The sequence below is a fragment of the Streptomyces sp. NBC_00873 genome, from assembly GCF_045207415.1.
GTDB lineage: Bacteria > Actinomycetota > Actinomycetes > Streptomycetales > Streptomycetaceae > Streptomyces.
In genome coordinates this window covers 3,762,540-3,788,221 of the sequence record NZ_CP108803.1, presented here as the reverse complement: position 1 = coordinate 3,788,221, position 25,682 = coordinate 3,762,540, and the positions used below count along the sequence as shown (strand labels likewise).

At 69.7% G+C, this 25,682-nt stretch carries 25 protein-coding genes and 3 pseudogenes; 10 read left to right on the top strand and 18 right to left on the bottom strand.

Annotated features, from left to right (window positions below):
* Positions 1 to 28: 28 nt before the first annotated feature.
* Entirely contained in the window at positions 29 to 883 is an 855-nt protein-coding gene (locus tag OH809_RS17095) for a hypothetical protein (protein WP_406516257.1), read from the bottom strand.
* A 125-nt stretch (positions 884 to 1,008) separates the two neighbouring features.
* On the opposite strand from OH809_RS17095, the gene OH809_RS17090 reads away from it, so the two are divergent.
* A complete protein-coding gene (locus OH809_RS17090; RefSeq protein ID WP_406425490.1) occupies positions 1,009 to 1,152 on the top strand; it encodes a hypothetical protein in 144 nt (47 codons plus the stop codon).
* A pseudogene (locus OH809_RS17085) lies at positions 1,149 to 1,368 on the top strand (glutathionylspermidine synthase family protein); the annotation flags it as partial. The gene OH809_RS17090 and the pseudogene OH809_RS17085, both read left to right, overlap by 4 nt.
* Before the next feature lie 198 nt (positions 1,369 to 1,566).
* Here OH809_RS17085 and rocD read toward each other — a convergent pair.
* The 4 genes from rocD to OH809_RS17065 all read right to left on the bottom strand — a co-directional run bounded on the left by rocD (position 1,567) and on the right by OH809_RS17065 (position 5,257).
* A complete protein-coding gene (gene rocD, locus OH809_RS17080; protein ID WP_406421574.1) occupies positions 1,567 to 2,772 on the bottom strand; it encodes an ornithine--oxo-acid transaminase in 1,206 nt (401 codons plus the stop codon).
* A 114-nt stretch (positions 2,773 to 2,886) separates the two neighbouring features.
* Positions 2,887 to 3,687 (bottom strand): hypothetical protein, encoded by an 801-nt coding sequence (locus OH809_RS17075; RefSeq protein ID WP_406515293.1) that lies wholly within the window; start codon positions 3,685 to 3,687, stop codon positions 2,887 to 2,889.
* Positions 3,688 to 3,890: 203 nt separating this feature from the next.
* Positions 3,891 to 4,712 (bottom strand): hypothetical protein, encoded by an 822-nt coding sequence (locus OH809_RS17070; RefSeq protein ID WP_406421576.1) that lies wholly within the window; start codon positions 4,710 to 4,712, stop codon positions 3,891 to 3,893.
* On the bottom strand, positions 4,709 to 5,257 hold the full coding sequence (locus OH809_RS17065) for an RNA polymerase sigma factor (protein WP_406516256.1): 549 nt from the start codon (positions 5,255 to 5,257) through the stop codon (positions 4,709 to 4,711). Before OH809_RS17065 ends, OH809_RS17070 begins: the two co-directional genes overlap by 4 nt.
* A gap of 235 nt (positions 5,258 to 5,492) precedes the next feature.
* Between OH809_RS17065 and trpS the strand changes: the two genes are divergently transcribed.
* Complete coding sequence (gene trpS, locus OH809_RS17060; RefSeq protein ID WP_406421578.1) at positions 5,493 to 6,506, top strand: tryptophan--tRNA ligase; 1,014 nt, start codon at positions 5,493 to 5,495, stop codon at positions 6,504 to 6,506.
* Between the two features lie 142 nt (positions 6,507 to 6,648).
* Positions 6,649 to 7,239, top strand: coding sequence for a 2'-5' RNA ligase family protein (locus tag OH809_RS17055; RefSeq protein ID WP_406421579.1), 591 nt, complete (start codon positions 6,649 to 6,651; stop codon positions 7,237 to 7,239).
* A gap of 114 nt (positions 7,240 to 7,353) precedes the next feature.
* On the opposite strand, the gene OH809_RS17050 is transcribed toward OH809_RS17055, so the two are convergent.
* Positions 7,354 to 8,109: a decaprenylphospho-beta-D-erythro-pentofuranosid-2-ulose 2-reductase gene (locus tag OH809_RS17050; RefSeq protein ID WP_406421580.1), complete on the bottom strand. Its 756-nt coding sequence runs from the start codon at positions 8,107 to 8,109 to the stop codon at positions 7,354 to 7,356.
* A 62-nt stretch (positions 8,110 to 8,171) separates the two neighbouring features.
* Complete coding sequence (locus OH809_RS17045) at positions 8,172 to 9,521, bottom strand: FAD-binding protein (protein WP_406421581.1); 1,350 nt, start codon at positions 9,519 to 9,521, stop codon at positions 8,172 to 8,174.
* A gap of 377 nt (positions 9,522 to 9,898) precedes the next feature.
* Here OH809_RS17045 and OH809_RS17040 point away from each other — a divergent pair, with 377 nt between their 5' ends.
* Positions 9,899 to 10,828: a YihY/virulence factor BrkB family protein gene (locus OH809_RS17040; RefSeq protein ID WP_406421582.1), complete on the top strand. Its 930-nt coding sequence runs from the start codon at positions 9,899 to 9,901 to the stop codon at positions 10,826 to 10,828.
* Here OH809_RS17040 and OH809_RS17035 read toward each other — a convergent pair.
* On the bottom strand, positions 10,776 to 12,035 hold the full coding sequence (locus tag OH809_RS17035) for a D-alanyl-D-alanine carboxypeptidase family protein (RefSeq protein WP_406421583.1): 1,260 nt from the start codon (positions 12,033 to 12,035) through the stop codon (positions 10,776 to 10,778). The genes OH809_RS17040 and OH809_RS17035 overlap by 53 nt on opposite strands.
* A 121-nt stretch (positions 12,036 to 12,156) precedes the next feature.
* Between OH809_RS17035 and OH809_RS17030 the strand changes: the two genes are divergently transcribed.
* From OH809_RS17030 to OH809_RS17020, 3 genes are all read left to right on the top strand, one after another.
* Positions 12,157 to 12,402, top strand: coding sequence for an SCO4848 family membrane protein (locus OH809_RS17030; RefSeq protein ID WP_037688258.1), 246 nt, complete (start codon positions 12,157 to 12,159; stop codon positions 12,400 to 12,402).
* 97 nt (positions 12,403 to 12,499) lie between these two features.
* Complete coding sequence (locus OH809_RS17025; protein ID WP_406425143.1) at positions 12,500 to 13,792, top strand: metallophosphoesterase; 1,293 nt, start codon at positions 12,500 to 12,502, stop codon at positions 13,790 to 13,792.
* Positions 13,793 to 14,001: 209 nt separating this feature from the next.
* The gene (locus tag OH809_RS17020) at positions 14,002 to 15,555 is read left to right on the top strand and encodes an ABC transporter substrate-binding protein (RefSeq protein ID WP_406421584.1); all 1,554 of its coding nucleotides are present in this window, start codon (positions 14,002 to 14,004) and stop codon (positions 15,553 to 15,555) included.
* Positions 15,556 to 15,813: 258 nt separating this feature from the next.
* On the opposite strand, the gene OH809_RS17015 is transcribed toward OH809_RS17020, so the two are convergent.
* The 4 genes and pseudogenes from OH809_RS17015 to OH809_RS17000 form a co-directional block, all read right to left on the bottom strand.
* A complete protein-coding gene (locus OH809_RS17015) occupies positions 15,814 to 16,542 on the bottom strand; it encodes a TetR family transcriptional regulator (protein WP_406421585.1) in 729 nt (242 codons plus the stop codon).
* A complete protein-coding gene (locus OH809_RS17010) occupies positions 16,536 to 16,895 on the bottom strand; it encodes a hypothetical protein (RefSeq protein ID WP_406421586.1) in 360 nt (119 codons plus the stop codon). The genes OH809_RS17015 and OH809_RS17010 overlap by 7 nt, the downstream gene beginning before the upstream one ends.
* A gap of 105 nt (positions 16,896 to 17,000) precedes the next feature.
* A pseudogene (locus tag OH809_RS17005) lies at positions 17,001 to 17,281 on the bottom strand (hypothetical protein).
* Between the two features lie 10 nt (positions 17,282 to 17,291).
* Positions 17,292 to 18,530 (bottom strand): MFS transporter, encoded by a 1,239-nt coding sequence (locus OH809_RS17000; RefSeq protein ID WP_406421587.1) that lies wholly within the window; start codon positions 18,528 to 18,530, stop codon positions 17,292 to 17,294.
* Positions 18,531 to 18,618: 88 nt separating this feature from the next.
* Between OH809_RS17000 and OH809_RS16995 the strand changes: the two genes are divergently transcribed.
* Positions 18,619 to 19,128 (top strand): MarR family winged helix-turn-helix transcriptional regulator, encoded by a 510-nt coding sequence (locus OH809_RS16995; protein ID WP_406421588.1) that lies wholly within the window; start codon positions 18,619 to 18,621, stop codon positions 19,126 to 19,128.
* A gap of 162 nt (positions 19,129 to 19,290) precedes the next feature.
* On the opposite strand, the pseudogene OH809_RS16990 reads toward OH809_RS16995, so the two are convergent.
* From OH809_RS16990 to OH809_RS16965, 6 genes and pseudogenes are all read right to left on the bottom strand, one after another.
* A pseudogene (locus OH809_RS16990) lies at positions 19,291 to 19,470 on the bottom strand (hypothetical protein); the annotation flags it as partial.
* A 101-nt stretch (positions 19,471 to 19,571) separates the two neighbouring features.
* Positions 19,572 to 20,330, bottom strand: a complete 759-nt coding sequence (locus tag OH809_RS16985; protein WP_406421589.1) for a succinate dehydrogenase iron-sulfur subunit — start codon at positions 20,328 to 20,330, stop codon at positions 19,572 to 19,574.
* The gene (gene sdhA / locus OH809_RS16980; protein ID WP_037688282.1) at positions 20,330 to 22,090 is read right to left on the bottom strand and encodes a succinate dehydrogenase flavoprotein subunit; all 1,761 of its coding nucleotides are present in this window, start codon (positions 22,088 to 22,090) and stop codon (positions 20,330 to 20,332) included. Before sdhA ends, OH809_RS16985 begins: the two co-directional genes overlap by 1 nt.
* A 29-nt stretch (positions 22,091 to 22,119) precedes the next feature.
* The gene (locus OH809_RS16975) at positions 22,120 to 22,593 is read right to left on the bottom strand and encodes a succinate dehydrogenase hydrophobic membrane anchor subunit (RefSeq protein ID WP_327244726.1); all 474 of its coding nucleotides are present in this window, start codon (positions 22,591 to 22,593) and stop codon (positions 22,120 to 22,122) included.
* Positions 22,594 to 22,598: 5 nt separating this feature from the next.
* On the bottom strand, positions 22,599 to 22,979 hold the full coding sequence (sdhC, locus tag OH809_RS16970; RefSeq protein ID WP_266982339.1) for a succinate dehydrogenase, cytochrome b556 subunit: 381 nt from the start codon (positions 22,977 to 22,979) through the stop codon (positions 22,599 to 22,601).
* A gap of 185 nt (positions 22,980 to 23,164) precedes the next feature.
* Positions 23,165 to 23,752 carry a 2-oxo-4-hydroxy-4-carboxy-5-ureidoimidazoline decarboxylase gene (locus tag OH809_RS16965; RefSeq protein WP_406425144.1) on the bottom strand — a complete coding sequence of 196 codons (588 nt, stop codon included), beginning with the start codon at positions 23,750 to 23,752 and terminating at the stop codon, positions 23,165 to 23,167.
* A 259-nt stretch (positions 23,753 to 24,011) separates the two neighbouring features.
* Between OH809_RS16965 and OH809_RS16960 the strand changes: the two genes are divergently transcribed.
* Positions 24,012 to 25,622, top strand: a complete 1,611-nt coding sequence (locus OH809_RS16960) for a beta-N-acetylhexosaminidase (RefSeq protein WP_406421590.1) — start codon at positions 24,012 to 24,014, stop codon at positions 25,620 to 25,622.
* Positions 25,623 to 25,682: the final 60 nt, after the last annotated feature.

Genomic DNA, 25,682 nt, shown 5'->3' with positions numbered 1-25,682 from the left:
CGCGAGGACCGCACCGGCGCAGTGCGCCCTACCGCGCGCCCGGGACGGCCGGCTCGGGGATGTCTGCCGGAGCCTCGCCGAACCGGGTCAGCGCCAGCGCGCCCGCCACCGCCACCGCGAACCCGGTGACCGCCAGCCAGCCGAGACCCTCCCGGGTACGGTCCCCGAGCCAGACGATGCCCACCAGCGCCGGGCCGATCGTCTCGCCGATCACCATGCCGGCCGTCGCCGTCGTCACCGAGCCCCGCTGCAGCGCGGACGTGAGCAGCAGGAACGCCGCACCTCCGCCCAACAGCAGCGCATACGTCGCCGGGTTGGCGACCAGCGCCGACGGCGAGACGTCGTCGATCAGCCGCACAGCGACCTCGACCACCCCGAAACCGCACCCTGCCCCCAGCCCCAGCACCAGTGCGCGCGACTTCTCCGGCAGCCGCCCGGCCGCCGCGCCGATCACCAGGACACCCAGTGCGACACCGAGCATCGACCAGCGCAGGGCGGTCGAGCCGGTCCGATCGCCCTCGCCGCCGGCGGCGAGCCCCAGCATGGCGAGACCCGCGCAGACCACGCCGACGGCGGCCCACTCGGTACGGCTCAGCCGCACGTGCAGCAGGCGCGCGGCGACCACGGCCGTCACCGCGAGACTTGCGGCGAGGGCGGCGCCCACCGCATAGATAGGCAGGGAGCGCAGGGCGATGATCTGGAGGACGAAACCACAGCCGTCGAGGGCGAGTCCGGCCATGTAACGCCACTGCCGCACGGCGCGCAGCAACAACGCCGGATCCACCCCCGCACCGGGCCCCGGCCCGGCCGCGGCCCGCGTGGCTACGGCCTGGAGGACGGAGGCCGTACCGAAGCAGACCGCGGATCCGAGCGCGCAGATCATCCCAAAGAGCACATGGGAACTCTACGTGGGCGGTCCCGGCCCACCGGGTTCCGGCCGGATGCGCAGCCCTCTCATCCGACGAACGTTCCTATGGCGTGAAACCGGACAACGGGGGAGACAGAAAAATGGCCAAGCGCAGGTTGAGGTCGAGCACAGTGGTGCTCGGTTCCATGGGCGTTCTCGCGGCGGCGATCACCTCCTGTGGTTCGGAGTCGGACAAACGGTGCGTGGACCCGGTCACCCACTCCAAGCTGCCGAGCTACGAGTGACCGAATCCTGGCAGCGCCGCGCCGAACTGCCGTCCCTGTACGGCCGGTTCGCCCTGCGCTACGACGGGACCGGCCCGGCGAAGATGCTGGAGTACAACGCCGATACCCCCACCTCACTCGTGGAAGCAGCCAGCGCCCAGTGGTTCTGGATGGAGGACCGCTTCCCGGACGCCGACCAGTGGAACTCCCTTCATGAGCGTCTCGTCGCCGTCTGGACGACGCTCGTCATGGGGCAAACATTGCCGGTCGCGGCACCAGCGCGGCACCAGCGAGGCGTCGACCGGGAGCCGGGGGCTCGTTACGAGTCGCCCGGGTTGTCTGGTGACCGCCTTGTCCTCAATCGCCGGACGTGCTCGGTGCGCCCGCCGACCGGGCTTGCTCCGAGCGCCGGCCGGGGGCGACATGCGCGTCCCGTCAGCCGCGCAGCACCTCCCGGAGTTGCTCCAGGCCCCAGTCCAGGTCCTCCTTGCTGATCACCAGGGGCGGGGCGATCCGGATCGTCGAACCGTGGGTGTCCTTGACCAACACCCGGCGGTCCATCAGCTTCTCGGAGATCTCCCGGCCCGTGCCGCGGCTCGGGACGATGTCCACGCCTGCCCACAGCCCGCGCCCCCGCACCGCCTCCACGGCGCCGCCGCCCACGAGCAGCCCCAGCTCCTGATGGAGGTGGTCGCCCAACTCCGTGGCCCGTTGCTGGAATTCACCGGTACGCAGCATAGCGATGACTTCCAGTGCGACCGCGCAGGCGAGCGGATTCCCGCCGAACGTCGAACCGTGCTCACCGGGCCGGTAGACCCCCAGCACCTCGGCCGACGAGACGACGGCCGACACCGGGACCACGCCGCCGCCCAGCGCCTTGCCGAGCACGTACATGTCCGGCACGACGCCCTCGTGCTCACAGGCGAAGGTCTTGCCCGTCCGGCCCAGACCCGACTGAATCTCGTCCGCGATGAACAGCACATTCCGCTCTCGGGTCAGCTCGCGCAACCCGGGGAGATAGCCGGGTGGCGGCACCAGCACCCCGGCCTCGCCCTGGATCGGCTCCATCAGCACCGCCACGGTGTTCTCGGTCATCGCTGCACGGAGCGCGGTGAGGTCCCCGTACGGCACGATCTCGAACCCCGGTGTGTACGGGCCGAAGTCCGCCCGAGCCTCCTGGTCCGTGGAGAAGCTGATGATGGTCGTCGTCCGGCCGTGGAAGTTGTTCGCGGCGACGATGATCTTCGCCATGCCGTCCGGGATGTCCTTGACCCGGTAGCCCCACTTGCGGGCGGTCTTCACCGCCGTCTCCACGGCCTCCGCCCCCGTGTTCATCGGGAGCACCATCTCCATGCCGCACAACTCGGCGAGCTGCGTGCAGAAATCGGCGAACCGGTCATGGTGGAAGGCGCGCGAGGTCAGGGTCACCCGGTCCAGCTGCGCCTTGGCGGCCTCGATCAGACGCCGGTTGCCATGGCCGAAGTTGAGCGCCGAATAGCCCGCGAGCATGTCGAGATACCGCCGACCCTCGACGTCGGTCATCCAGGCGCCGTCCGCCGAGGCGACGACGACCGGAAGCGGATGGTAGTTGTGCGCGCTGTGCGCCTCGGCGGAGGCGATGGCAGTTTCCGTGGTCGACACGGGATCTCCGTTCGTCGTGCGGCGTCGGGCTGGAATAACGCCCCACTCTGTATCGTCGGTCGGATCCTCGGGGAGGAAACCTTCAATCCACGGCGCGCCCATGCGTTTGCGCAGTCAGAGGTCCAGGAGCTCTTGGCGGGGGCCGCTCTCCCGGCCGTCCCAGCCTCCGCCACCCCCGTCACCGCCCCGGCGGGCTGCCAGGGGGCGCAGGGCCAGGGCGAGCGCCGCCCCCGCCACCAGCCCGGGTACGGCCCACCACACGCCGTCGAAGCGGTCGGAGGAGCCGGCGGCACCGGCGGTGTCCGCGGAAGTCGACGGGGGAGCGGACGAGGAAGTCTCCGGTCCCGGTGCGAGGCCGGCCAACGGGGCCTTCGGGGCGGACGCCTTCTTGTTCTCCCAGGCCTGCGGGAACAACTTCGCGTAGGCGTCCTCGTTGCTCTTCTTCCCCATCAGCCCGAGCTCCGTGAACAGCTTGACCAGCTCCGCCGGATTCTTCGCCCGGTGCCAGTACCCGCGGTAGGTATAGGGGACTTCGGAGGCCGTGTGTATCCAGATGGTGTCCGGATCGTCTCCCGGGAAGACGCGGTCGGTCCGCATCGGCTCCAGATCCAGGACCATCCAGGTCACATCGATCTGCCGGGTCCCCATCGCCCCGTCCATGCTCTGCGGCCGCTGCTTGGCGCCCTTTCCGGCCGGGCCCAGCAAGGTCTCCAGCGCGGCATACCTCGGATCCGAGACGGAGAGTGCGGTCGCCTCCCCGCTGTCGGGCGAGGAGACGAGCACGGTCGTCGACGCGTCTGCCACCGCACTCGGCGCGAGGCAGAGACTCAGCCCCCACACCGCGGCCGGCACGGCTGACCGCCGCAGCAGCAGGGCCGCCGGCTGCCGCCTGAACCGGCCCCCTTGCCGTTGCACGGAACGCACCCTCCGCCCTCGCGTGAACAGGCTTCCTGGCTTTCGCATGACGCCCCCTTTGCTGTCGCACTGTGCGGTACGGCCCGTCCGCACCGCGTCACCTCTGGTACACCGTTCAAGCCCCGCAGGTTCCGCTCCGGGCCCACCGATTTCGGGCCTACCGATTTCGCCCACCGGTCGTCGGCCTGCCGGTCGCCGGCCCGTCAGAGGGCGGACCCGGCGACCGAGCGGGCCCGCTCCCGCGGGGCCACGCCTTCCAGCCGCAGAGTCAGCCGCCCGCCCTTCACCCACAACAGAGTCGGTCCAGCCGTCCGCTGGGACCGCGTCCACCGAACACCGTCCCCGTCGACGAGGCCGAACTGCAGCACATGCGGCCTCGCGAACCAGAGGCCGTCCACCATGCCGCCGCGGCCGTCGGCCACCTTCAGCCACTCCGGCTGTTCCTGCACCTGCTTGATGAAGTACGGATCCAGCGGCGCCGCGAACTCGTCGAGCCGTATCGTCCGCCCCTCTTCCTGCCAGCACAGCGTGACCATCCACCGGCCCTCCGGGAGCCCCGACACGGACACCGCGTCCGGCGCACCGAGCGACCTGGGCACGACCGGCCGGAAGCCCGACCGCCGCGCCGCCTCCGCCGTCGTCACCGGGGTGCCGCAGCCCGGCACCGGCGCTCCCGGCTGCTCGGGGACCGGCGCGGACGGGTCGTACCGCACGTTCACCCCGCCGAAGTCGAACCAGTCGGCGACCGTCGCCCGTACCGGAGGCGTCAGCACCAGCACGACCAGGAGCCCCGAGAGTGCCGCGGCCAGCAGACGGGCCCGCCGACGGGCCCACCCCCGGGCCCGCTCCAGCCGCCCCGGGGGTACCGGCACAGGCACCGGGACCGCTTCGGCGACGATCTGCGCCAGCACCCGCTCGGCCATCGTCAGCCCGCCGCCCTCCGGCTCGGGGACCTCCATCCCACGCCCCAGCGCCAGCAGCTCCGCCCGCAAGCGCGCCCGGTCCGGATCATTCGCACCCGTCACCCGACGTCACTCCCTCCCGCTTCGGTCCCGAGCTTCTTCTCCAGCTTCTTCAGAGCACGGTTCAGCCGGGACTTCACCGTCCCCCGCGGCCAGCCCAGCGTCCGCGCCGTCTCCGCCTCGTCCATCTCCAGCAGGTATCGGTAGGTGACGACCTGCCGATGCTCCTCGCTCAGCTCGTCGAGCGCGGCTGTCAGCAGCGTCCGCCGCTCCTCCGCGAGCGCCGCCACCGCCGGATCCGCCGACTCCGGTATCACCGGCTCGGCGCCCCGCAGCACCGCCTCGCGCCCGGCCACCGCACGCGCCCGGCCCGCCGACCGTAGTGTGTTCCTCGTCTCATTCACGACGATCCGCAGCAGCCACGGCCGGAATGCCGCGCCTTCCCGGAATCGACCGAGCGACTGATACGCCTTGAAGAACGCGGACTGCACCACATCCTCCGCCTCGGCACCCGCCCCGAAGGCGACCGCGGCCCGCAGCGCGACGCCCGTGTGGGCGCGCACCAGCTGCGCGTATGCCTCCGCCTCTCCGGCGCGCACACGAGCGATTACCGCGGCCTCGTCCTCTGCCCGCGCCCCTTCCGGCGCCGCGGCACGAGTCCCGGTCCGCTGTTCGGCCCGCCCCTCGGCCTGCCCTCCGGCACGCCCGAGAGCGCGGTCCGCACCCCCGTCCTCGACGGCGCGGCCCCCCTCCCGACCCCTCTGCAGGGCCCCCTCCTGCGTCCTCACACCTTTCATACACCGGCTGCCGGAGATCGGTTCCGTACCTGAGACAATGAGTTCTATGGCCTCTGAACGCCCCCGCGTGCTCTCCGGAATCCAGCCCACCGCAGGCTCGTTCCACCTCGGCAACTACCTCGGTGCGGTCCGCCAGTGGGTGGCGCTGCAGGAGTCCCACGACGCCTTCTACATGGTGGTGGACCTGCACGCAATCACCGTTCCGCAGGATCCCGCGGAGCTGCGTGCGAACACCCGGCTCGCCGCCGCCCAGCTGCTGGCCGCCGGTCTCGACCCCGAGCGCTGCACACTCTTCGTCCAGAGCCATGTCCCGGAGCACGCCCAGCTCGGCTGGGTCATGAACTGCCTCACCGGATTCGGCGAGGCCTCCCGGATGACGCAGTTCAAGGACAAGTCCGCCAAGCAGGGCGCCGACCGGGCGACCGTCGGCCTCTTCACGTACCCGGTCCTCCAGGTCGCGGACATCCTGCTCTACCAGGCCCACCAGGTCCCGGTCGGCGAGGACCAGCGCCAGCACATCGAGCTCACCCGCGACCTCGCCGAGCGTTTCAACGGCCGGTTCGGCGACACGTTCACCATCCCTGCGCCGTACATCCTCAAGGAGACGGCGAAGATCTACGACCTGCAGGACCCGTCGATCAAGATGAGCAAGTCGGCGTCCACGCCGAAGGGCCTGATCAACCTGCTCGACGAGCCGAAGACCACGGCCAAGAAGGTCAAGAGCGCGGTCACCGACACCGACACGGTCATCCGGTACGACGTCGAGAACAAGCCAGGTGTCAGCAACCTCCTGACCATCTACTCCACCCTCACCGGCACGGGTATCGCGGATCTGGAGCAGAAGTACGAGGCCAAGGGCTACGGTGCGTTGAAGACCGACCTCGCAGAGGTCATGGTCGAGTTCGTCACACCGTTCCGGACCCGTACCGAGGAATATCTCGACGACCCCGAGACGCTGGACTCGATCCTGGCCAAGGGCGCGGAGAAGGCCCGGGCGGTAGCCGCAGAGACCCTGGCCCGGACATACGACCGGATGGGCTTTCTGCCCGCGAAGCACTGAGTCCGAGGACCCTGGCGAGATGACGGCTCGAGGCTGCACACTGGCGGCAGGAGACCAATCCCGGTGATGGCCTGGATCCAGCCACCGGCCGCGGTGACGGCGGCAACGCCGGTCACCGACTTCGAAGAGTGAGGAGAACGACGTGGGGACCGTTACGCTCGGCGTTTCGATCGCGGTCCCGGAGCCCTACGGCAGCCTGCTCCAGCAGCGGCGCGCGAGCTTCGGGGACCCTGCCGCATTCGGCATTCCCACCCACGTCACGCTTCTCCCGCCGACCGAGGCGGAGGCGGCCGACCTGCCCGCGATCGAGCGGCATCTCGCCGAGATCGCGACAGGTGGCCGTCCCTTCCCGATGCGGCTGTCCGGCACGGGGACCTTCCGCCCCCTGTCGCCGGTGGTCTTCGTCCAGGTCGTCGAGGGCGCGTCTGCCTGCTCCTGGCTGCAGAAGCGGGTGCGGGACGCGTCCGGCCCGCTGATGCGCGAGCTGCAGTTTCCGTACCACCCGCATGTGACCGTGGCGCATGACATCCCGGAGCAGGCGATGGAACGGGCGTACGAGGAGCTCGCCGACTACGAGGCGTCCTGGATCTGCGATTCCTTCGCGCTGTACGAACAGGGCCCGGACGCCGTCTGGCGCAAGATCAACGAGTTCCCGTTCGGGGCCGAGGGCGGCGCGCCCGCCGTGCCCGCGCAGGGCAGCAGCTCCGTGGACGAGCCGTCCCTGCGGCCCTGAGGCGTCGGTAACGGCCACCCCCCGACAGGGAGTGGATCAGCGAGCGGCGTCAAGCGGAGCCGCAGGGCGTCGGGCGCCCAGTCCCTGTCGTGGGCGAGGCCGTAAGCGCTGCTCTCAGACCGGCAGGCGCCGGAAGAGCGGCCGCGGCACGTGCCGCAGCGCCGACATCACCACCCGCAGCGCCCCCGGCACCCACACCGTCTCCGAGCGCCGCCGCAGTCCCGTCACGATCGCCTCCGCGACCGCGTCCGGGGTCGTCGCGAGCGGTGCCTCCGGCATCCCCGCCGTCATCTTCGACCGTACGAAGCCGGGGCGTACGACCATCACATGCACCCCCGTGCCGTGCAGCGCGTCCCCCAGCCCCTGGGCGAACGCGTCCAGGCCCGCCTTGCTCGACCCGTAGATGAAGTTGGCGCGCCGGGCACGCTCACCCGCCACCGAGGACAGCACCACCAGCGATCCGTGCCCCTGCGCCTGGAGTGCGCCGGCGCACACGAGTCCGGCGGAGACGGCGCCGGTGTAGTTGGTCTGGGCGACCCGGACCGCGGAGAGCGGTTCCTCCTCGTCGCGTTCCTGGTCCCCGAGGATGCCGAACGCGAGCAGCACCATGTCGATGTCGCCCTCGGTGAAGATCTTGCCGAGAGCGGTCTCGTGGGACTCGGAGTCGAGGGCGTCGAAGGCGACGGTACGGACGTACGCACCCAGTTCCCGCAGTTCGGCCGCGGCCGACTCCAGGGCGGGGGAGGGGCGTCCGGCCAGCCAGACCGTGCGGGTGCGGCGGGCGATCAGCCGGCGCGCGGTGGCGAGCCCGATCGCCGATGTCCCACCGAGGACGAGCAGGGACTGCGGGGCACCGAAGGCGTCCTTCATGAAATCACTCCTAGCGGGGGCGGGGGCGGGGGCGGGGGCGGGGGAGCGGGCAGTGCGCGGGCTCAGAGGCCGAGGCGGCGGGAGAGGTCCGAACGGAACGCCCCGTCCGGGTCGATTTCGGCGCGCAGCGCCCGGAACTCGGGCAGCCGCGGATACATCGCGGCCAGCGTCTCGGGGCGCAGCCGGGAATCCTTCGCCAGGTAGACGCGGCCACCGGCCGTCGCGACCTCCTCGTCCAGCTCGTCGAGGAAGCGGGCCAGGTCCGGCAGCGTGGCAGGCAGATCGAGGGCGAGCGTCCAGCCGGGCACCGGGAACGACAGCCAGCCCGGATCGCCGTTCCCGAACCGTTTGAGCACGGCCAGGAACGACGGGCAGCGCCGCCGCGAGATCCGGCGCACGATCCGGCGCAGCGCCTCCTCCTGCCCGTATCCGACGGCGAACTGGTACTGCACGAAGCCGCTGCGGCCGTACACCCGGTTCCAGTGCGGCAAGCCGTCCAGCGGGTGGAAGAACGTGGACAGCTTCTGGAGTTCGCCGATGCGGTACGTGGGGGCTCTGCGGTACCGGAGCTCGTTGAAGAGGGCGGCAGAGGTGCGTCCGAGCAGTCCGTCCGGTACGAACGCGGGCGCGACGGGCAGCTGTCCCGGGCGGAACGCGAGCGGTGTGCGCCGGGCGCGCACCGGGAGCACATGCAGGGGCGCGTGCTCCCCTCGGGTGAGTACGGAGCGCCCGGTCGCCCTGCCCCGGGCGAGGAGGTCGATCCAGGCGGCCGAGTAGCGGTAGCGGTGGTCGGAGGCGGTGAGCCGGGCCATCAAGTCGTCCAGATCGACAGCCCGTTCAGTGGTGACCGACATCAGTGACGTCGAGACCGGCTGGAACCGGAGCGTGGCCGAGAGGATCACCCCGGTCAGCCCCATGCCGCCCGCGGTCGCGTCGAAGAGAGCGGTGCCGGGCCGGACCGTACGGATCCCGCCGTCGGCGGTCAGCAGCTCCATGTCCTGTACGTGGCGGGAGAAGGAGCCGGAGACGTGATGGTTCCTGCCGTGGATGTCGGCGCCGATCGCTCCGCCCACGGTGACGTAACGGGTCCCGGGAGTCACCGGCACGAACCAGCCGAGCGGCAGCAGTACTTCCATCAGCCGGTGCAGGCTCACGCCCGCGTCGCACACCACCAGACCGGTGGCGGCGTCGATGGTGCGGATCCGGTTCAGCGCGGTCATGTCGAGGACGGAGCCACCCGCGTTCTGTGCCGCGTCGCCGTAGGCCCGGCCCAGACCGCGCGCGATGGAACCACGGGGTCCGCAGCCGCGCACCGCATCCGCCGCCTCCTCGTACGTACGGGGACGGAACCGCAGGGCGGTCGTCGGGGCGGTACGGCCCCAGCCGGTCAGGGAGACGGTGTCGACAGACATGGTGGTGACCGTATCGCCCGAGAAAACACCTTTGAGGGATTTGTTACAGGACGGGGGCGCCGGGCGTGCCGCGGTCGGCGGGCACCGCGTACCGCAGCACCGCCCGAGGACGTGGTGCCGGGAGACCGGGCGCTCGCCGCCATCGGACTGGTGCGGATGGCCCCCGTGCGGACCGGCGGTCGCCGAGCTGCGAGGGTCCCGCCTGCCGGGTTCCGCCTCGGCCGTACCGGGTGTTGGTCGCCGTCGACGCCCGCGGCTCTGTGGTGCAGTTGGCCCGTCCGGCCGTGTCGCCCACGGGTCCGGCCCGACACCACCCCGGCGCCCGCGCCCGGGACCCGCACACCGGTTTTCCGCGCCCAGGAGGGTACGCGCACGTCATGGACTGGCTGAAGAATCTCCCCGTCATCGGGCCACTTGTCGCCCGGCTGATGATGACGCACGCCTGGCGCTCGTACGAACGGCTGGACCGGGTCCACTGGAGCAGGCTCGCCGCCGCGATCACCTTCATCAGCTTCCTGGCGCTCTTCCCGCTGATCGCGGTCGGCGCGGCGATCGGCGCCGCGCTGCTCTCCGACGAGCAACTGCACAAGATCGAGAAGTCGATCGCCGACCAGGTGCCGGGCATCTCCGACCAGCTGGGCATCAGCAATCTGGTGGCCAATGCGGGCACGGTCGGGCTGGTCGCCGGTGCGCTGCTGCTCTTCACCGGCGTCGGCTGGATCGGTGCGATGCGGGGCTGTCTGCGCGCGGTCTGGGAGAAGGATGATGTGGACCAGGGCAATCCGGTCGTCCGTAAGCTCAAGGACGCCGGACTGCTGATCGGCCTCGGCGGAGCCGCGCTCGTCACCCTTGCCGTTTCCACGGCGGGCTCCACCGCGGTCGGCTGGACCGCCGGCCTGGTGGGCATCGCCAACCGTGGCGCGGGCGGAGTGCTGCTGCAGACCGCCGCCCTGCTCGTGGCGGCCGTGGCCGACTTCCTGCTGCTGCTCTATCTGCTGACACTGCTGCCGGGCGTGAAGCCGCCGCGGCGCAGGCTGCTGACAGCGGCGGTGATCGGCGCGATCGGATTCGAACTCCTCAAGCTGCTGCTCGGCAGCTATATGAAGAGTGTCGCGTCGAAGAGCATGTACGGCGCCTTCGGCGTGCCGGTGGCCCTCCTGCTGTGGATCAACTTCACCGCGAGGCTGCTGCTGTTCTGCGCCGCCTGGACGGCGACGCGGAGCAGCAAGGACATCAGGGAGGGCGTCGCGGACGTCAGCGGCGAGGGAGGCGGCGCACCAGGTCCGGCAGCGGCCAGCGCCGGTTGACCAGGAACACGCCGCCGGCCAGCAGCACCAGCACCCCGCCGACGATCCCCAGTGCGATCCCGACCCCGCTGGAGCCCTTGGCGGCCGCCGCCCCGGTGGCGGCCGGACTTCCCGAGCCGGAGGTGCCCGCGGCGCTGTTGCCGTTGGCCGGTTCCGTACTCTTCCCGGTGCCCGTCTGCGCGGACTTCGGGGGGACCAGTTCGCCGACCGGGGTTACCTTGCCGGCCGCGTCGAAGCCCCAGTCGAGGAGGCTCGCGGCCTCCTTGTAGACGGCGTGGGGCTCCTTCGACGACGGGTTCATGACGGTGACGAGCAGCACCTTGCCGTTGCGCTCGGCGACGCCTGTGAAGGTGTTGCCCGCATGCGTGGTGTAGCCGTTCTTGACGCCTGCGATGCCCTTGTACGGCTCGACGCCGCCGGCCCCGGTGAGCAGCCGGTTGGTGTTCTGGATCTCGAAGGTCCGGCGCTTCTTCCCCTTCTTCTTCCCCCCGGGGAAGTCGGCCGTGGCCGTCGAGCAGTACTCGCGGAAGTCCTCCTTCTGCAGCCCACTGCGGGCGAACAGGGTGAGGTCGTACGCGCTGGAGACCTGTTCGGGTGCGTCGTAACCGTCGGGAGACACGACGTTCGTGTCGAGGGCCTGCAGCTCCTCGGCGTGCGCCTGCATGGCGGCGACGGTCCTGGGCACGCCTCCGTACATCGCGGACAGCACATGTACCGCGTCGTTGCCGGAGCGCAGGAAGACACCGAGCCACAGGTCGTGGACCGTGTAGGTCAGGTGCTTCTTGACGCCGACCAGGCTGCTGCCCTCGCCGACACCGGCGAGGTCCTCGTCCGTCACCTTGTGCTGCAGGGTCTTCGGCTGCAGTTCGGGCGAGTCCATGACCGTGTCGGCGAACAGCATCTTCAGGGTGGACGCGGGGGGCAGCCGCCAGTGCGAGTTGTGCGAGGCCAGCACCTCACCGCTCTCCGCGTCCGCGACGATCCAGGACCGCCCGGTGAGGTCCTTCGGCAGCACCGGGGCTCCGGGACCCAGTTCGACCTGGGTGCCGACCCGGCCGAGCTGCGCGCCGCCGACCTTCGACATCGGGGCGGTCGGCTTCGGGTCGTCGGCGATGTCCTTGTCGACCGCTGACGCGGGACCGATGACAAAAGTGGACAGCAGAGCGGCGGAGATGACCGTCAGCGCGGTCTTTTTCAGAGCGGGCACGGTTGGAAACGTACAGGCTGATGATGTGACGAGTGTTGCGGACCTGCTGACCGGCCGTCCGCGACGCCGGGACAGCCCACCCCGGGCGCTCCGGCCGGAGCGTGGCGGCGATACTGGATCCATGAAGCTCAGCCGCCCCGTTTCCTGGTTCCTGCTCGCCTTCGGGGTGTGGAGCTGGGTCATTTGGGTCACTTTCGCCAAGAATCTATGGAAAGACGGCAGTGGACTTGCCTTCGACGACGCGGGTGACCCGACTGCGTACTTCTGGGTGCATCTGCTGCTCGCCATCACGTCCTTTCTCCTGGGGACGGCGGTCGGTGTGATCGGGTTCCGCGGACTCAGGGCGCTGCGCCGCGAACGTTCATAACCGGCCGGGCGGCGACCGGACATAGGTGTACGAAGCGTCGGCGCGCAAGGCGCAGGCGTACCGAGAGCCGCACGTGGGTGGGGGAGTGCACGTGGCAGTGGTCTTCGTTCCGGTGGCGCTGGCGGTCCTCGCGCTGCTCGTCGGTGTGCACCGCTATGTGTGGCGCCGCTTCGTCGCCGACACGACGGCCCCGGGCGGCACGCTGCGCCGGGTGGGCACGGCGGCGGTCTGGCTGTTGCCGCTGCTGAGCGTCGGCGCCTTGGTCTCCGGGTGGGCGGGCGCCCCGTTCTGGCTGCAGCAGGTGCTGGCCTGGCCGGGCTATCTGTGGCTGGCGGCGCTGCTGTACCTGACCCTGGCTCTGCTGGTGGGCGAGGCGGTACGGCCTGTTCTGCGGCGGGTCCTCGCGCGCCGGGCGGGCGGCGGTACGGCTACCGAGAACGATTCGGCCGAAACCGTTTCATCTCAGGCCGAAGCACCCGCGGGGGAGAACTCCCCGGCCCGTGCGCCCGTGAGCGGAACCCCTGCCACCCTCGTCGCCGACGCCCCCGTCACGCCCCCCGCCGACCCCTCCCGCCGCCTCTTCGTCGCGCGCGCCGTCGGGGGCGCGGCCGCCGTCGCCGGGCTCGGCACCGTCGGCTACGGCACCTACGGCGTGCTGCGCGGTCCGCGCGTCAAGCAGGTCACCGTCCCGCTCGCCAAACTGCCCCGCGCCGCGCACGGCTTCCGGATCGCTGTCGTCAGCGACATCCACCTCGGCCCGACCCTGGGCCGCGCCCACACCCAGCGGATCGTCGACACGATCAACCGGACCCAGCCCGATCTGATCGCCGTCGTCGGGGACCTCGTCGACGGCTCCGTAGCCGACCTCGGTCCGGCCGCCGAACCGCTCGCCCGGCTGGAGGCCCGCCATGGCGCGTTCTTCGTCACCGGCAACCATGAGTATTTCTCCGGTGCGGCCCAATGGGTCCATCACGTAAAGGAATTGGGGCTGCACCCGCTGGAGAACGCCCGGGTCGAGATCGACGGTTTCGATCTCGCCGGGGTCAATGACGTCGCCGGTGAGAGCGAGGGGCAGGGCCCCGATTTCGAGCGCGCCCTGGGCGACCGGGACCGGACCCGCGCCTCCGTCCTCCTCGCCCATCAGCCCGTCGTTATCGACGACGCTGTTGCGTACGGCGTGGATCTCCAGCTTTCGGGCCACACCCACGGCGGCCAGCTCTGGCCGGGCAACTACGTCGCCGAACTGGCCAACCCCACGGTCGCCGGCCTGGAGCGCTACGGCGACACCCAGTTGTACGTCTCCCGGGGTGCGGGTGCCTGGGGTCCGCCCGTGCGGGTCGGCGCCCTCTCCGACATCACCGTCGTCCACCTGGTGTCCCGTCAGGCGTAACGACATAAAAGGGACGACTCAACTGCGCGGCGTCTCCATGGTTTTCAGCCGTTCGGCCCAACTGAGGTTTCAACTGTCGAACAAAAGGCTACGAGATACAGATTTCCTCTTCCAGATGTGAAAATCGTGTGATTGGCTGACCGTGAGCACGGTGATGTGCGTTTCTGAGCACGTCTGCCCAGGTGGGGCTGTTAAGGGAGAGCACGGCAATGCGGTCGATCCGGCTACGGATTCTCGCGATTCTCGCGGTTTTGGTCATCGCAGGCGTCGTCGCCTGGCAGTTGCTTCCCTCGAACGAGGTGAAGAGTGATCCGATCATGGTCGGGACGACGGACGAGGTGACGTCCCTCGATCCGGCCGGCGCGTACGACGCCGGTTCCTGGGCGATATACAGCAACCTCTACCAGTCCCTCATGACGTTCAAGTCCGGGGCGATCGTCCCGGAACCGGACGCCGCCGAGAGCTGTGGGTTCATCGGCCAGAAGCTCCAGACGTACCAGTGCAAACTGCGCGACGACCTGACCTTCGCCAGCGGCCGGAAGATTACCGCCGCCGATGTCGAGTACTCCATCGAGCGCATGATCAAGATCAAGACGAACGTCGGTCCGTGGGTCCTGTTCCCCAGCCTCAAGAGCGTGGTGTCCGAAGGCCGCACGATCACCTTCAACCTCTCCTCGCCTGACGCGACTTTCCCGCAGAAGCTCGCCACCGGAGCCGGTTCGATCGTCGACCGCGACGAGTACCCGGCGGACAAGCTCCGCACCGGAACCACGGTCGACGGCTCGGGGCCGTACGTCCTGAAGTCGTACCAACCGGGCGTCGAGGCGGAGCTGGTCCCGAACACCCGGTACAAGGGCGCGCTGAAGAAGACCGGCGTCCCCGTCACCATCCGCTACTACAAGCAGTCGGACGAGCTCCTGGCGGCCTGGAAGTCCGGACAGGTCCAGGTGACGCACCGGCAGCTGCCGCCGTCCACGCTCGCCGAACTGAACCCCGGCGACCCCGACATTCGCATCACCGAGGCGGACAGCGCCGAGATCCGCAACCTGGTCTTCAACGTGCGCGCCGGGTCCCCGCTCGCCGACAAGAGGGTCCGGCAGGCCATCGCGTCCATCATCGACCGCGGGCCGCTGGTGGCAGATGTCTACAAGAGCACCGTCGAACCGCTCTACTCGCTGATCCCGCAGGGCTACATCGGGCACAGCACGCCGTTCTTCGACGCCTACCCGGCGCCCGACCCGGCGCGCGCCAAGCGGCTGATGCAGGAGGCGGGCGTGCAGACCCCGCTGCACATCAACTTCGCCTACCGCGCCGACGACGCGTACACGACGGAGACCGCCGAGCTCCGCCGCCAGCTGGAGGCGGGCGGGCTGTTCAAGGTCTCGGTCAAGGCCGTGGACTGGCAGGACTTCCAGAAGGGTTACGCGGCCGGCAAGTACGACGCGTACACCGTCGGATGGCTGCCCGACTACCCGGACCCCGACACCTTCAGCCAGCCGCTCGTAGGCCGCGACAGCAGCCTTCACAACGGCTACACCAGCAAGAAGATGGACGACCTGATCACGGCGACGCTGCAGTACAGCGACCGCAGCCGTACCGCGGCGGACTTCAAGGAGCTCCAGGCGCTGGTCGGCGAGGACGTGCCGCTCGTGCCGCTGTGGCAGAAGAAGGACTACGTGCTCAGCAAGACCGATGTCTCCGGCTCGCAGTACCTGTCGGACGGTACGGGCATCTGGCGGCTGTGGGAACTCAGCTGGATCTAGTGCCGTGACCGGCAGTGTTTGCCCCATAAGACCGGCCGGAAGTCCTTGAGTGGAGTCTCCCCTGCTTGAACGAAGTTGAGATCTTGGGGAAGGAGCTGCCAGGGCTTTTGGCCAACGCGGCGAGCGGGCGTGCCGGGCGGTGCGACGGCGCAGAGTCTGCCGGGAAGGGCACTGGGCTCATTCGGATCCGTAAAGGGCCGGGGCCGGGTCGGAGACTGCCGCACACCGCGTGTGGGGTCTCCGGTCGGCCCCGGCCCTTTACGCCTTCTCCCGCCCCGGCCGCTCGGTGGTCGGCTGCTTCACCGTCCCGGGCAGGAAGTCCGTCAGTACGTCGTGGATCTGCCGTACGAGCTGTCGCAGCACCCGGAACCGGGAGAGCGCGATCGCCCGAGCACCGATCGGTGCGGTGCGCTCTACGAGGCGGCGGCTGCGCTCGGCGCCCTCCGTCCGGTCGTACACCCAGAACAGCACCAGACCCATCTGTATCAGCCACATCAACTGCGGAAGCACGTCGGTCATTTCGGGGTCGGTCTTGGTGCTGGAGCCGCGCAGGCACCGTTCATGAATGGAGATCGCCGCCTCCCGGGCCGCAACCGACTCCTCGGAGAACGGGGAGAGCGGGCTTTCCGGATCGGCGGCGTTCTTGAAGAACTGCGCGGCGAAGCGGTGGTACGGCTCGGCCACGTCGAGCCAGCTGAGCAGTACCCCGCGGATCCGCACGGCCAGGTCCTTGTCGCCTTCCAGGACCGGCTTCACCGCCGCCTCGTGCTCTGCGGCGAGCCGGTCGTAGAAGCTCTGGACGAGAGCGTCTTTCCCCGTGAAGTAGTAGTAGGCGTTGCCGACGGAGACCCCGGCCTCCTGCGCGATGGCCCGCATCGTCGTCTTGTCGTAGCCGCGTTCCTCGAAGAGCCGGAGCGCCGTTTCGAGAATGAGTGTGCGGGTCTGCTCGCTCTTGGGAGCCTTGGCTTCCTTCGCTTCCTTCACCACAGCCCCGAGGGTAGCTGCCCGCCCTGGTTCTCCGTGCCGGGGACCTGGCACGCTCCGTCCGCGGGACCGCAGGGCGCCGCCGTCAGCGACCGGTACTTCGCGGCGGCGAGCACGGACGCCCGGGCGAACGGCAGCCCCGCGGGGGTGGCCAGCCAGTGCGACGTGGGCCGGTGTCCGGCCAGCGCCCAGCGGCAGACGATCCAGGCGGAGGTCCCCCGGTAGATCTGCCCCCGGTCGCCGATCACGGTGATCTCGGAGAGTGTCCCGGAGTGGTCGAGGCCGGGGAAGCGGCGCCGTGCCTCCTCGGAGGCCGCCGGGACGAGATCGAGCGGGACGAGCTGACGCTGCTTCATCAGCCACTGGTGCAGGTGGACGCAGAGCGGGCACTGCGCGTCGTAGAGCGGTGAGTCCCTCGACGGGCATCCGTCCCCAGTCGGCCGTGACCGCCACCGGCCCGGTCACCGGCCTGTGGCGGGTGCGGCCCACGGGCCCTGGCCGGCGGGGCCCGTCCAGCGCTGCGGCGGTACCGGCGGGGTCTGCTCACGCTCCATCAGCCCGCGGCGGCGGATCTTGTTGAGTACGTAGACGTTCCCGAGGTGCATCATTCCGTGCGGGCGACCCACACGGTGAGCCCGACGCTGATCAGCAGGTAGATGACGTACGCGACAACAGTGAGGTCCGTGCCCCACCCCCCTTTGAACGCGTTCAAAAGCCGTTGTCGGGGACTCTGGACCTGCATGTGAACATGTTCAAGCGGATACTCCGGAGCGCTTGTCCCCGGCCGCCCCGGCCTGGGTCACAGGGGTCTTGAAGCGTCGTACGCCCGGTACCGCTGCCGTCGCCAGACAGGCCGTACCGACCGCCACGGCGGCGACGGCGAGCGGGACTTCGGGACCCCAGGCCGCGGCGGCGACCGGGGCCAGGGCGTAGCCCAGTGGCATCGCGCCGAGGGAGAGCAGCCAGTCGTACGACGTCACGCGGGCCAGCGCGTGGGCGGGTACCGCGGACTGGACCGAGGTGTTCCAGACCGGGCCGAGGAAGCCGAGTCCCGCCAGCGCGATGCCGTACCCGGCGATGGTCAGCGGGGCGGGGGCGCCGGCCGCGAGGAGGCCGAGGGGGAGTGCGTACGTGGCGAGGCCCAGGTTGGCGGCCAGGACCGGGCGGCGCGGGCGGGCGCGCCCGGCCAGCAGCGAGCCGAGGAGGAGGCCGACCGCGCCGGTCTGGAGCAGGGCGATCCAGGTGCTCTTGCCGCCCATGTCCTCGATGGCGAGTGCCGGCCCCAGGGTCATCAGGACAGCCGCCGCACCGTTCCACACGGAGTGGGCGATCAGGCTCGTCCAGTACCAGTCGCGGCCGCGGACCTCGCCCCAGCCTTCCTTGAGGTCGGCGAGCATCGAGCGGCGCGGTATCGGCACGTGCCGGACCTTGATGGCGGACAGGAGTGCGGCGCTCACCGCGAAGCTCGCACCGTCCAGCACGAACGCCCAGCCGGGGCCCGCGGTGAGGATCAGCGTTCCGGCGACGGCCGGGCCGCCGAGCCGGGTCACGCTGGTGGCGACCGCCATCAGGGAGTTGGCGCGCAGCAGGCCCGGGGCTTCCACCGTGCCGCGGATCAGCGGCGACATGGTCGGCATGGCGAAGGCGCCGGCCGCGCCGCCGATCACCTCGGCGACCGCGATCTGCCAGAGCCGCGGTTCACCGCCGAGCAGCTCCACGCCGACGAAGAGCTGGGTGGCGCACCGTACGAGATCGGTGGAGAGCGCCACCGTGCGGGCGTTGAAGCGGTCGCCCACGACGCCGCCGAGCGGCAGCAGGAGCAGCTTGGGCACCATCGCGCACGCCAGCACCAGGGCGAGGGCGGCGGTCGAGCCGGTGGCCAGGTAGACGGCGACGGAAAGTGCCGCGGGGATGACGGCGTCGCCGAGGAGGGAGAGGGTGCGTCCGATGAAGAGCAGGCGGAAGGCGCGCGTGCGCAAGGGGTGCGACATGCGAGGAAATATAATTCGACGTCGAATTATTCGTCAACGAAATATCTGACGCCGAAGCGCATGCATACGCCGGGCGTACCCTTTCCTCATGGAGCCACGCGACTGGACCGACGGACATGTCGAGCGGTGGAAGCCCGTGCTTCCCGACCTCGATCCCGATGTCGAGGGCGCGGTGACGCGCATGAAGAGGCTCTCCGTCCACCTGCGGCGCGTGCGTGAACAGTCCCTGGTCGACTTCGATCTGGACCGCCAGGAGTTCGAGACGCTCCACAAGCTCGCCGGACGCGGCGGGAAGGCGGCCCCCTCCGAACTCGCCGCCGACCTCGACCTCGCCCCCGCCTCCGTCACCGGCAGGCTGGACGCGCTCGAACGGCGCGGATTCATTCGCCGTACGCCCTCCACCACGGACCGGCGACGGGTCGACGTGGAACTCACCGAGGAGGGCCGCTCGACCTGGCTCGGTGCGATGGACTTCCTCGGCCACGAGGAGTACCGGCTCCTCGGCGTACTCGACAAGGACGAACGCATCCTGCTCAACGACATGCTGCGCCGCATCATGGTCGTCGCCGAGGACCGCGGCGGAGCCGACTGGGGCTGAGAGGTTGCCGGGGCCGTCCGGAAGCCGAGGAGGGAACAGCCCTACGCCGTGTCGTCGTTGATCCCCCTGACCGCGTACTCGGCCAGTGCCGCCCGGAGTTCGTCCCGGCTCCGAGGCCAGTGACCCGGCGCCGCCCCGGTCCGCTCGTTCGCCTGCGGCGCGTCAGATGTTCATCGAGCGCGCGGTGTTGACCTGGGCCATCACCATCTGAAACGTCTCCGGGCCGGTCGCCTGGATCATCGTCGAGGGGTGCCGGCCGCTGCTGGTCCCCGAGACCTGGATGAACCCGGTCGTCTCCTTCTCCTTCATCAGGAGGAAGAGGAGCCCGACCAGGCAGAGCAGGACCGTACCGAACGGACCTGCGCAGCGCAGCAGGAGGCCCCGCCTCCCGCAGCATTCCTGCGGAAAACGGGGCCTCCTGTGCAACTGACGTACCGGGAGGGTCAGAAGCGACGCGTGATCAGCGCGCGCTTCACTTCCTGGATCGCCTTGGTGACCTCGATGCCACGCGGGCACGCGTCCGTGCAGTTGAAGGTGGTGCGGCAACGCCACACACCGTCACGGTCGTTGAGGATCTCCAGTCGCTGCTCGCCGCCCTCGTCACGCGAGTCGAAGATGAAGCGGTGCGCGTTGACGATCGCCGCCGGGCCGAAGTACTGGCCGTCGTTCCAGAACACCGGGCACGACGAGGTGCACGCGGCGCACAGGATGCACTTGGTGGTGTCGTCGAACCGCTCGCGGTCCTCGGCGGACTGCAGACGCTCACGCGTCGGCTCGTTCCCCTTGGTGATGAGGAACGGCATGACGTCGCGGTACGCCTGGAAGAACGGGTCCATGTCGACCACGAGGTCCTTGAGAACCGTGAGGCCCTTTATGGCCTCGATCAGGATCGGCTTCTCCGGGTCGATGTCCTTGATCAGCGTCTTGCAGGCGAGCCTGTTCTTGCCGTTGATCCGCATCGCGTCGGAGCCGCAGATGCCGTGGGCGCAGGAACGGCGGAACGTCAGCGTGCCGTCGGTCTCCCACTTGATCTTGTGAAGGGCGTCGAGGACACGCTCCTTCGGGTCGATCTCGATCTGGAAGTCCTGCCACTTGGCCTCGTCGGAGGCCTCGGGGTTGAAGCGGCGGATCCGGAAAGTGACCGTGATGTACGGGGAGACGGCGGATTCCGCCTCCACCTTGTCCAGAGTCGGGGTAGCCATCAGTACTTACGCTCCATCGGCTGGTAGCGGGTCTGGACGACCGGCTTGTAGTCGAGCCGGATCGACTCGGTGCCGTCGTCGGCGACCTCGCGGTACGCCATGGTGTGGCGCATGAAGTTGACGTCGTCGCGGTTCGGGTAGTCCTCGCGGTAGTGACCGCCGCGGGACTCCTTACGGGCCAGCGCGGAGGTCGCCATGACCTCGGCCAGGTCGAGCAGGTTGCCCAGCTCGATGGCCTCCAGGAGGTCCGTGTTGAACCGCTTGCCCTTGTCCTGGATGGACACGTTCAGGTAGCGCTTGCGCAGCTCGGCGATCTTGTCGACGGCCGTCTTGATGGTCTGCTCGGTACGGAACACCATCACATTGGCGTCCATGCACTCCTGCAGCTCCAGACGGAGCGTCGCGACACGCTCGGTGCCCGTCGAGTTGCGCAGCCGCTCGACCTGGTCGATGACCAGCTGTGCCGGGTTCTCGGGAAGCTCGACGTAGTCGTTCTTCGCCGAGTACTCGGCGGCGGCGATGCCCGACCGGCGTCCGAAGACGTTGATGTCGAGCAGCGAGTTGGTCCCCAGACGGTTGGCGCCGTGCACGGAGACACACGCGACCTCGCCGGCGGCGTACAGGCCCGGGACGACGGTGGTGTTGTCGGCCAGCACCTCACCCTCGACGTTGGTCGGGATGCCGCCCATGGCGTAGTGCGCGGTCGGCTGGATCGGGATCGGGTCCGTGTAGGGCTCGATGCCGAGGTACGTACGCGCGAACTCGGTGATGTCCGGGAGCTTCGCGTCCAGCTGCTCCGGCGGCAGGTGCGTGAGGTCGAGGTAGACGTGGTCACCCTCGGGACCGCAGCCGCGGCCCTCACGGATCTCCGTGTAGATGGAGCGGGACACGACGTCACGGGACGCGAGGTCCTTCATGACGGGCGCGTACTTCTCCATGAAGCGCTCGCCGTCCTTGTTGCGGAGGATGCCGCCCTCACCACGGGCGCCCTCCGTCAGCAGGATGCCCATGCGCCAGATGCCCGTCGGGTGGAACTGGAAGAACTCCATGTCCTCCAGCGGCAGACCGCGGCGGTACGCGGCGGCCTGGCCGTCACCGGTCAGGGTGTGGGCGTTCGACGTCACCTTGAAGAACTTGCCGGTGCCGCCGGAGGCGAAGATGATCGCCTTCGCCTGGAAGACGTGGATCTCGCCGGTCGCCAGCTCGTACGCGACGACGCCCGCGGACTTCTTCAGCCCGGTCTCGGGGTCCTCCTGCAGCAGCAGGTCCAGGACGTAGAACTCGTTGAAGAACTCCACACCCTCCTTGACGCAGTTCTGGTACAGCGTCTGGAGGATCATGTGGCCGGTGCGGTCCGAGGCGTAGCAGGACCGGCGGACCGGGGCCTCGCCGTGGTTACGGCTGTGGCCGCCGAAGCGACGCTGGTCGATCTTGCCCTCGGGCGTGCGGTTGAACGGCAGGCCCATCTTCTCCAGGTCGAGAACGGAGTCGATGGCTTCCTTCGCCAGGATCTCGGCGGCGTCCTGGTCGACCAGGTAGTCGCCGCCCTTGATCGTGTCGAAGGTGTGCCACTCCCAGTTGTCCTCTTCCACGTTGGCGAGCGCGGCGGCCATGCCGCCCTGCGCGGCGCCCGTGTGGGAGCGGGTCGGGTACAGCTTTGTGAGCACGGCGGTACGGCTGCGCTTCGTCGACTCGATGGCCGCGCGCATGCCGGCGCCGCCTGCGCCGACGATGACGGTGTCGTACTTGTGGATCTGCATGATTTCCTCTGGTCCCTCTGGCCCGGCGCCTAGCGGATGTTCGGGTCGAAGGTGAAGATCACCAGCGTGCCCAGCAGGACGGTGAACACCGTGGCGGTGTACAGCAGCATCTTCAGCCAGAAGCGGGTGTTGTCCCGTTCGGCGTAGTCGTTGATGACCGTACGGAGGCCGTTGGCGCCGTGCAGCATGGCCAGCCACAGCATCGCCAGGTCCCAGACCTGCCAGAACGGCGAGGCCCAGCGGCCCGCCACGAAGGCGAAGCCGATCTTGGAGACACCGCCGTCCAGCACGAGCTGGATCAGCAGGTGGCCGATGACCAGGACGACGAGCACGATGCCCGACAGGCGCATGAAGAGCCAGGCGTACATCTCGAAGTTGGTGCGCGAACCCTTGGGGGTCTTGCCCGTCCGCTTGCGCGGGGGCTCGATGACCGGGGCAGGGTGGTCGACGTCGTAGAGGCTGACGCCTTCGACGGCGCCGATCGCGGAGGACTCGGTGGACATTGGCCTCAGCTCCCGAAGACTGCGCGTACGGCGTGGCCGAGGACGGGGTACAGGGCCCCGACCATCAGCACGATCCAGATGCCCACGGCGGACCAGAGCATCTGCTTCTGGTAGCGCGGGCCCTTGGCCCAGAAGTCCACGGCGACGATACGGAGACCGTTCAGCGCGTGGAAGAGAATCGCGGCCACCAGGCCGTATTCGAGGAGCGCGACAGGCCAGGTCTTGTACGTGGCCACGACGTTGTCGTAGGCCTCGGGCGAGACGCGGACGAGAGCGGTGTCCAGGACGTGTACGAACAGGAAGAAGAAAATGAGGACACCGGTGACTCGATGAGCCACCCACGACCACATGCCTTCCCGGCCGCGGTACAGCGTTCCAGCCGGCACGGAAGAACCCTCCGGGAGCGGGGATTAGGGTCGGCCGGCTTGACTGTCGGTCTGACCCGGCCGGGTACGGTCCACCGGCCCCGGCCATCGTAGCGACGGTTTGTCGGTTCGCTCGCGCCGGGGCCTCTGGTGTGATCAAAGTGGCAATGAAACAGGCACGGACGGGCTAGGGCCTCTCGTTCGGATCATGCCGGCCCGGCGCCCGTCACCAGCTCGATGATGCGGCCCCGGGCGAGCCGGCGCATCTCGTCCGCCGTGACCACCCGCTCCTCGTCGGGGTCGTGGCCGAGCCTGGCCCGGATGCCGGCCAGCACCTGGTCCGGGTGCTCGGCGGGGCGGAAGGCGTCGAGGCAGATCACGAAGACATGGCCGAAACGGCTCTCGTACGCGGCATGCGCGGCGCTCAGCGCGAGATGCGCGGAGTGCGGTGCGGCGTGGTGCAGTCCCGGGGAGACCTCGGCGGCGAGCGCCTCGGCGAGATCCGCGGGCGCCATGTCGTACCCCGCCTCGTCTGCGGCGGCGAGGAGGGCGTCCAGATCGGGGTACGGGCGGTGAGCGGCCAGCCGCTGTGCCCAGCGGGGACTGCCGCAGCAGCCGAGCAGCGCGGCTTCGGCGTCGGCGGTGGGTGCGGTGTTGAACCGGTCGAGGCCGAGGAGGCGGGCACTGACGCAGGCCGGGGGCGGGCCGCAGTTCTGGGCGGGGAGCGCGGGCGGGCCGACCCGCCGCCGCGGTGGTTCCGGGAGGCCGGCGTGGGACTCGCTGGGCCTGGACAGCGTGGGACTCCTCGAAACATCGGCATCTCTGTGGGCCTGGTGTGGTGAGGGGGATCGGAAACCAGGGAGACGCAGGGTGAAGGGAGGGACGAATGTGCCCCAACGCTATCGGGGCCAGGCGACGGCTGTGCGACGGATGCGCGAATTTCACCCGGAAGGGAGAGTTTCGGCACGTCTGATGGACGATTCTTCGAGGAGAATGCCCGGTTATCTCCTTACTTTTTCCCTTTTACCCGCCACAACCGGAGGTTTCTGACCGATGTCACCCTCACGCGGAGCCCTCGCGACCGGTGCGGCCCTCGTCGCGGCAGCCGCCGTGACGATCACCGTCGTCGTCTGGCCGGAAGGTGCGGACACCGGACGCCCGGGGGAGGCGTCCGTGGCCGGCGTCTCCTCGCACGCCTCCCTCACCCCCTCGCCGACCCGCAGTTACCCGCTCTCCACGGCGCCCCGGACCATCCCCGCCGTACGCGAGCACATCGCCGCCCGCGGCCCCGGCTGGCGGCCGGGCCCAACCAGCAGCGTCGTGATCGCCGGGGGCAGCGGACCGCTCGCGGACGAGGCGCAGCTGCTCGCGAAGGAGCTGAAGATCCGTTACCGGGGCGCCGTCCCGGCCCGAGCGGGCGATGTCGAGCTGGCCCTCGGCGCCCCCGGTGACGGCGCCCCCGAGTCTTACACCCTGAAGACCCACGACCGGCGGGTCGTCATCACCGGCCCCGACCAGGCGGGTGTCTTCTACGGAACCCGCACGCTGAAGCAGTCGCTGCGCGCCGACGGCACGATGCCCGAGGGCGAGGTGCGCGACCGCCCCGAACGGCCGCAGCGCGGACTCAACCTCGACATCGCGCGCAAGTACTACACCGTCGGCTGGATCGAGGACCGGCTGCGCGACATGGCCGACCTCAAGCTCAACCAGCTCGGCCTGCACTTCTCCGACGACCAGGCGTTCCGGATCCAGTCCGACACCCACCCCGAGGTCGTGTCGCCCCAGCACCTCACCAAGGCGGAGGTCCGTCAGATCCTCGCCCTCGCGGGCCGGCTGCACATCGACGTGGTCCCCGAGATCGACTCCCCGGGCCATCTGGGCGCCGTCCTGCGCGCCCATCCGGACCTCCAGCTGCGCAACACGGCGGGCGTGCGCTCGATCGGATCGCTCGACATCTCCGATCCGGGCGCGGCGAAACTCATCGACCAGCTGATCGGCGAGTTCGCGGAGCTCTTCGGCGGTGCGTACTGGCACCTGGGCGGGGACGAGTACCGCGCGCTGATGGTGAAGGACCCGGCCGCCTCGTACCCGCAGCTCCAACGCGCCGCCCAGCAGAAGTACGGACCGGCGGCCGGGATCAAGGACCTCGCCACCGGCTGGCTCAACGACCGCGCGGCGGTGGTGCGCCCGCACGGGCAGCAGCCCAAGGCCTGGAACGACGGCTTCTTCCGCGGCGGAGTCGTCCAGGCCGACAAGAACATCGAGGTCGAGTACTGGACGGGCAAGGAGTACGGGGCCCGGCCGCCGGAGGAGTATCTGAGCGAGGGCCGACGTGTGGTGAACCTCAACGACGAGTTCCTCTATTACGTGCTCGGTCAGCCCAATGCGTTCGTCTACCCGACCGGGAAGCGGATCTACGAACAGTGGACCCCGCTCGTCCTGCGGGGCACGCAGCCGGTAGCGGCCCGCTACTCGAAGCAGATCCTGGGCGGCCGGTTCGCGGTCTGGGGCGACCTGCCGCAGGCGCGGACCCCGGCGCAGGTGGCGGCAGGGATCCGGATGCCATTGCGGGCCACCGCCCAGAAGCTGTGGGACCCGAGGAGACCGACGCTGAGCTGGGGTCAGTTCCAGGCGCTGGCCGCGACGATCGACAAGGCGGGCTGAGCGGGCGGCGCACACCGGGCGGCCTCGGGGGATTCCCGGGAAGAACGGAGGACGACCGGG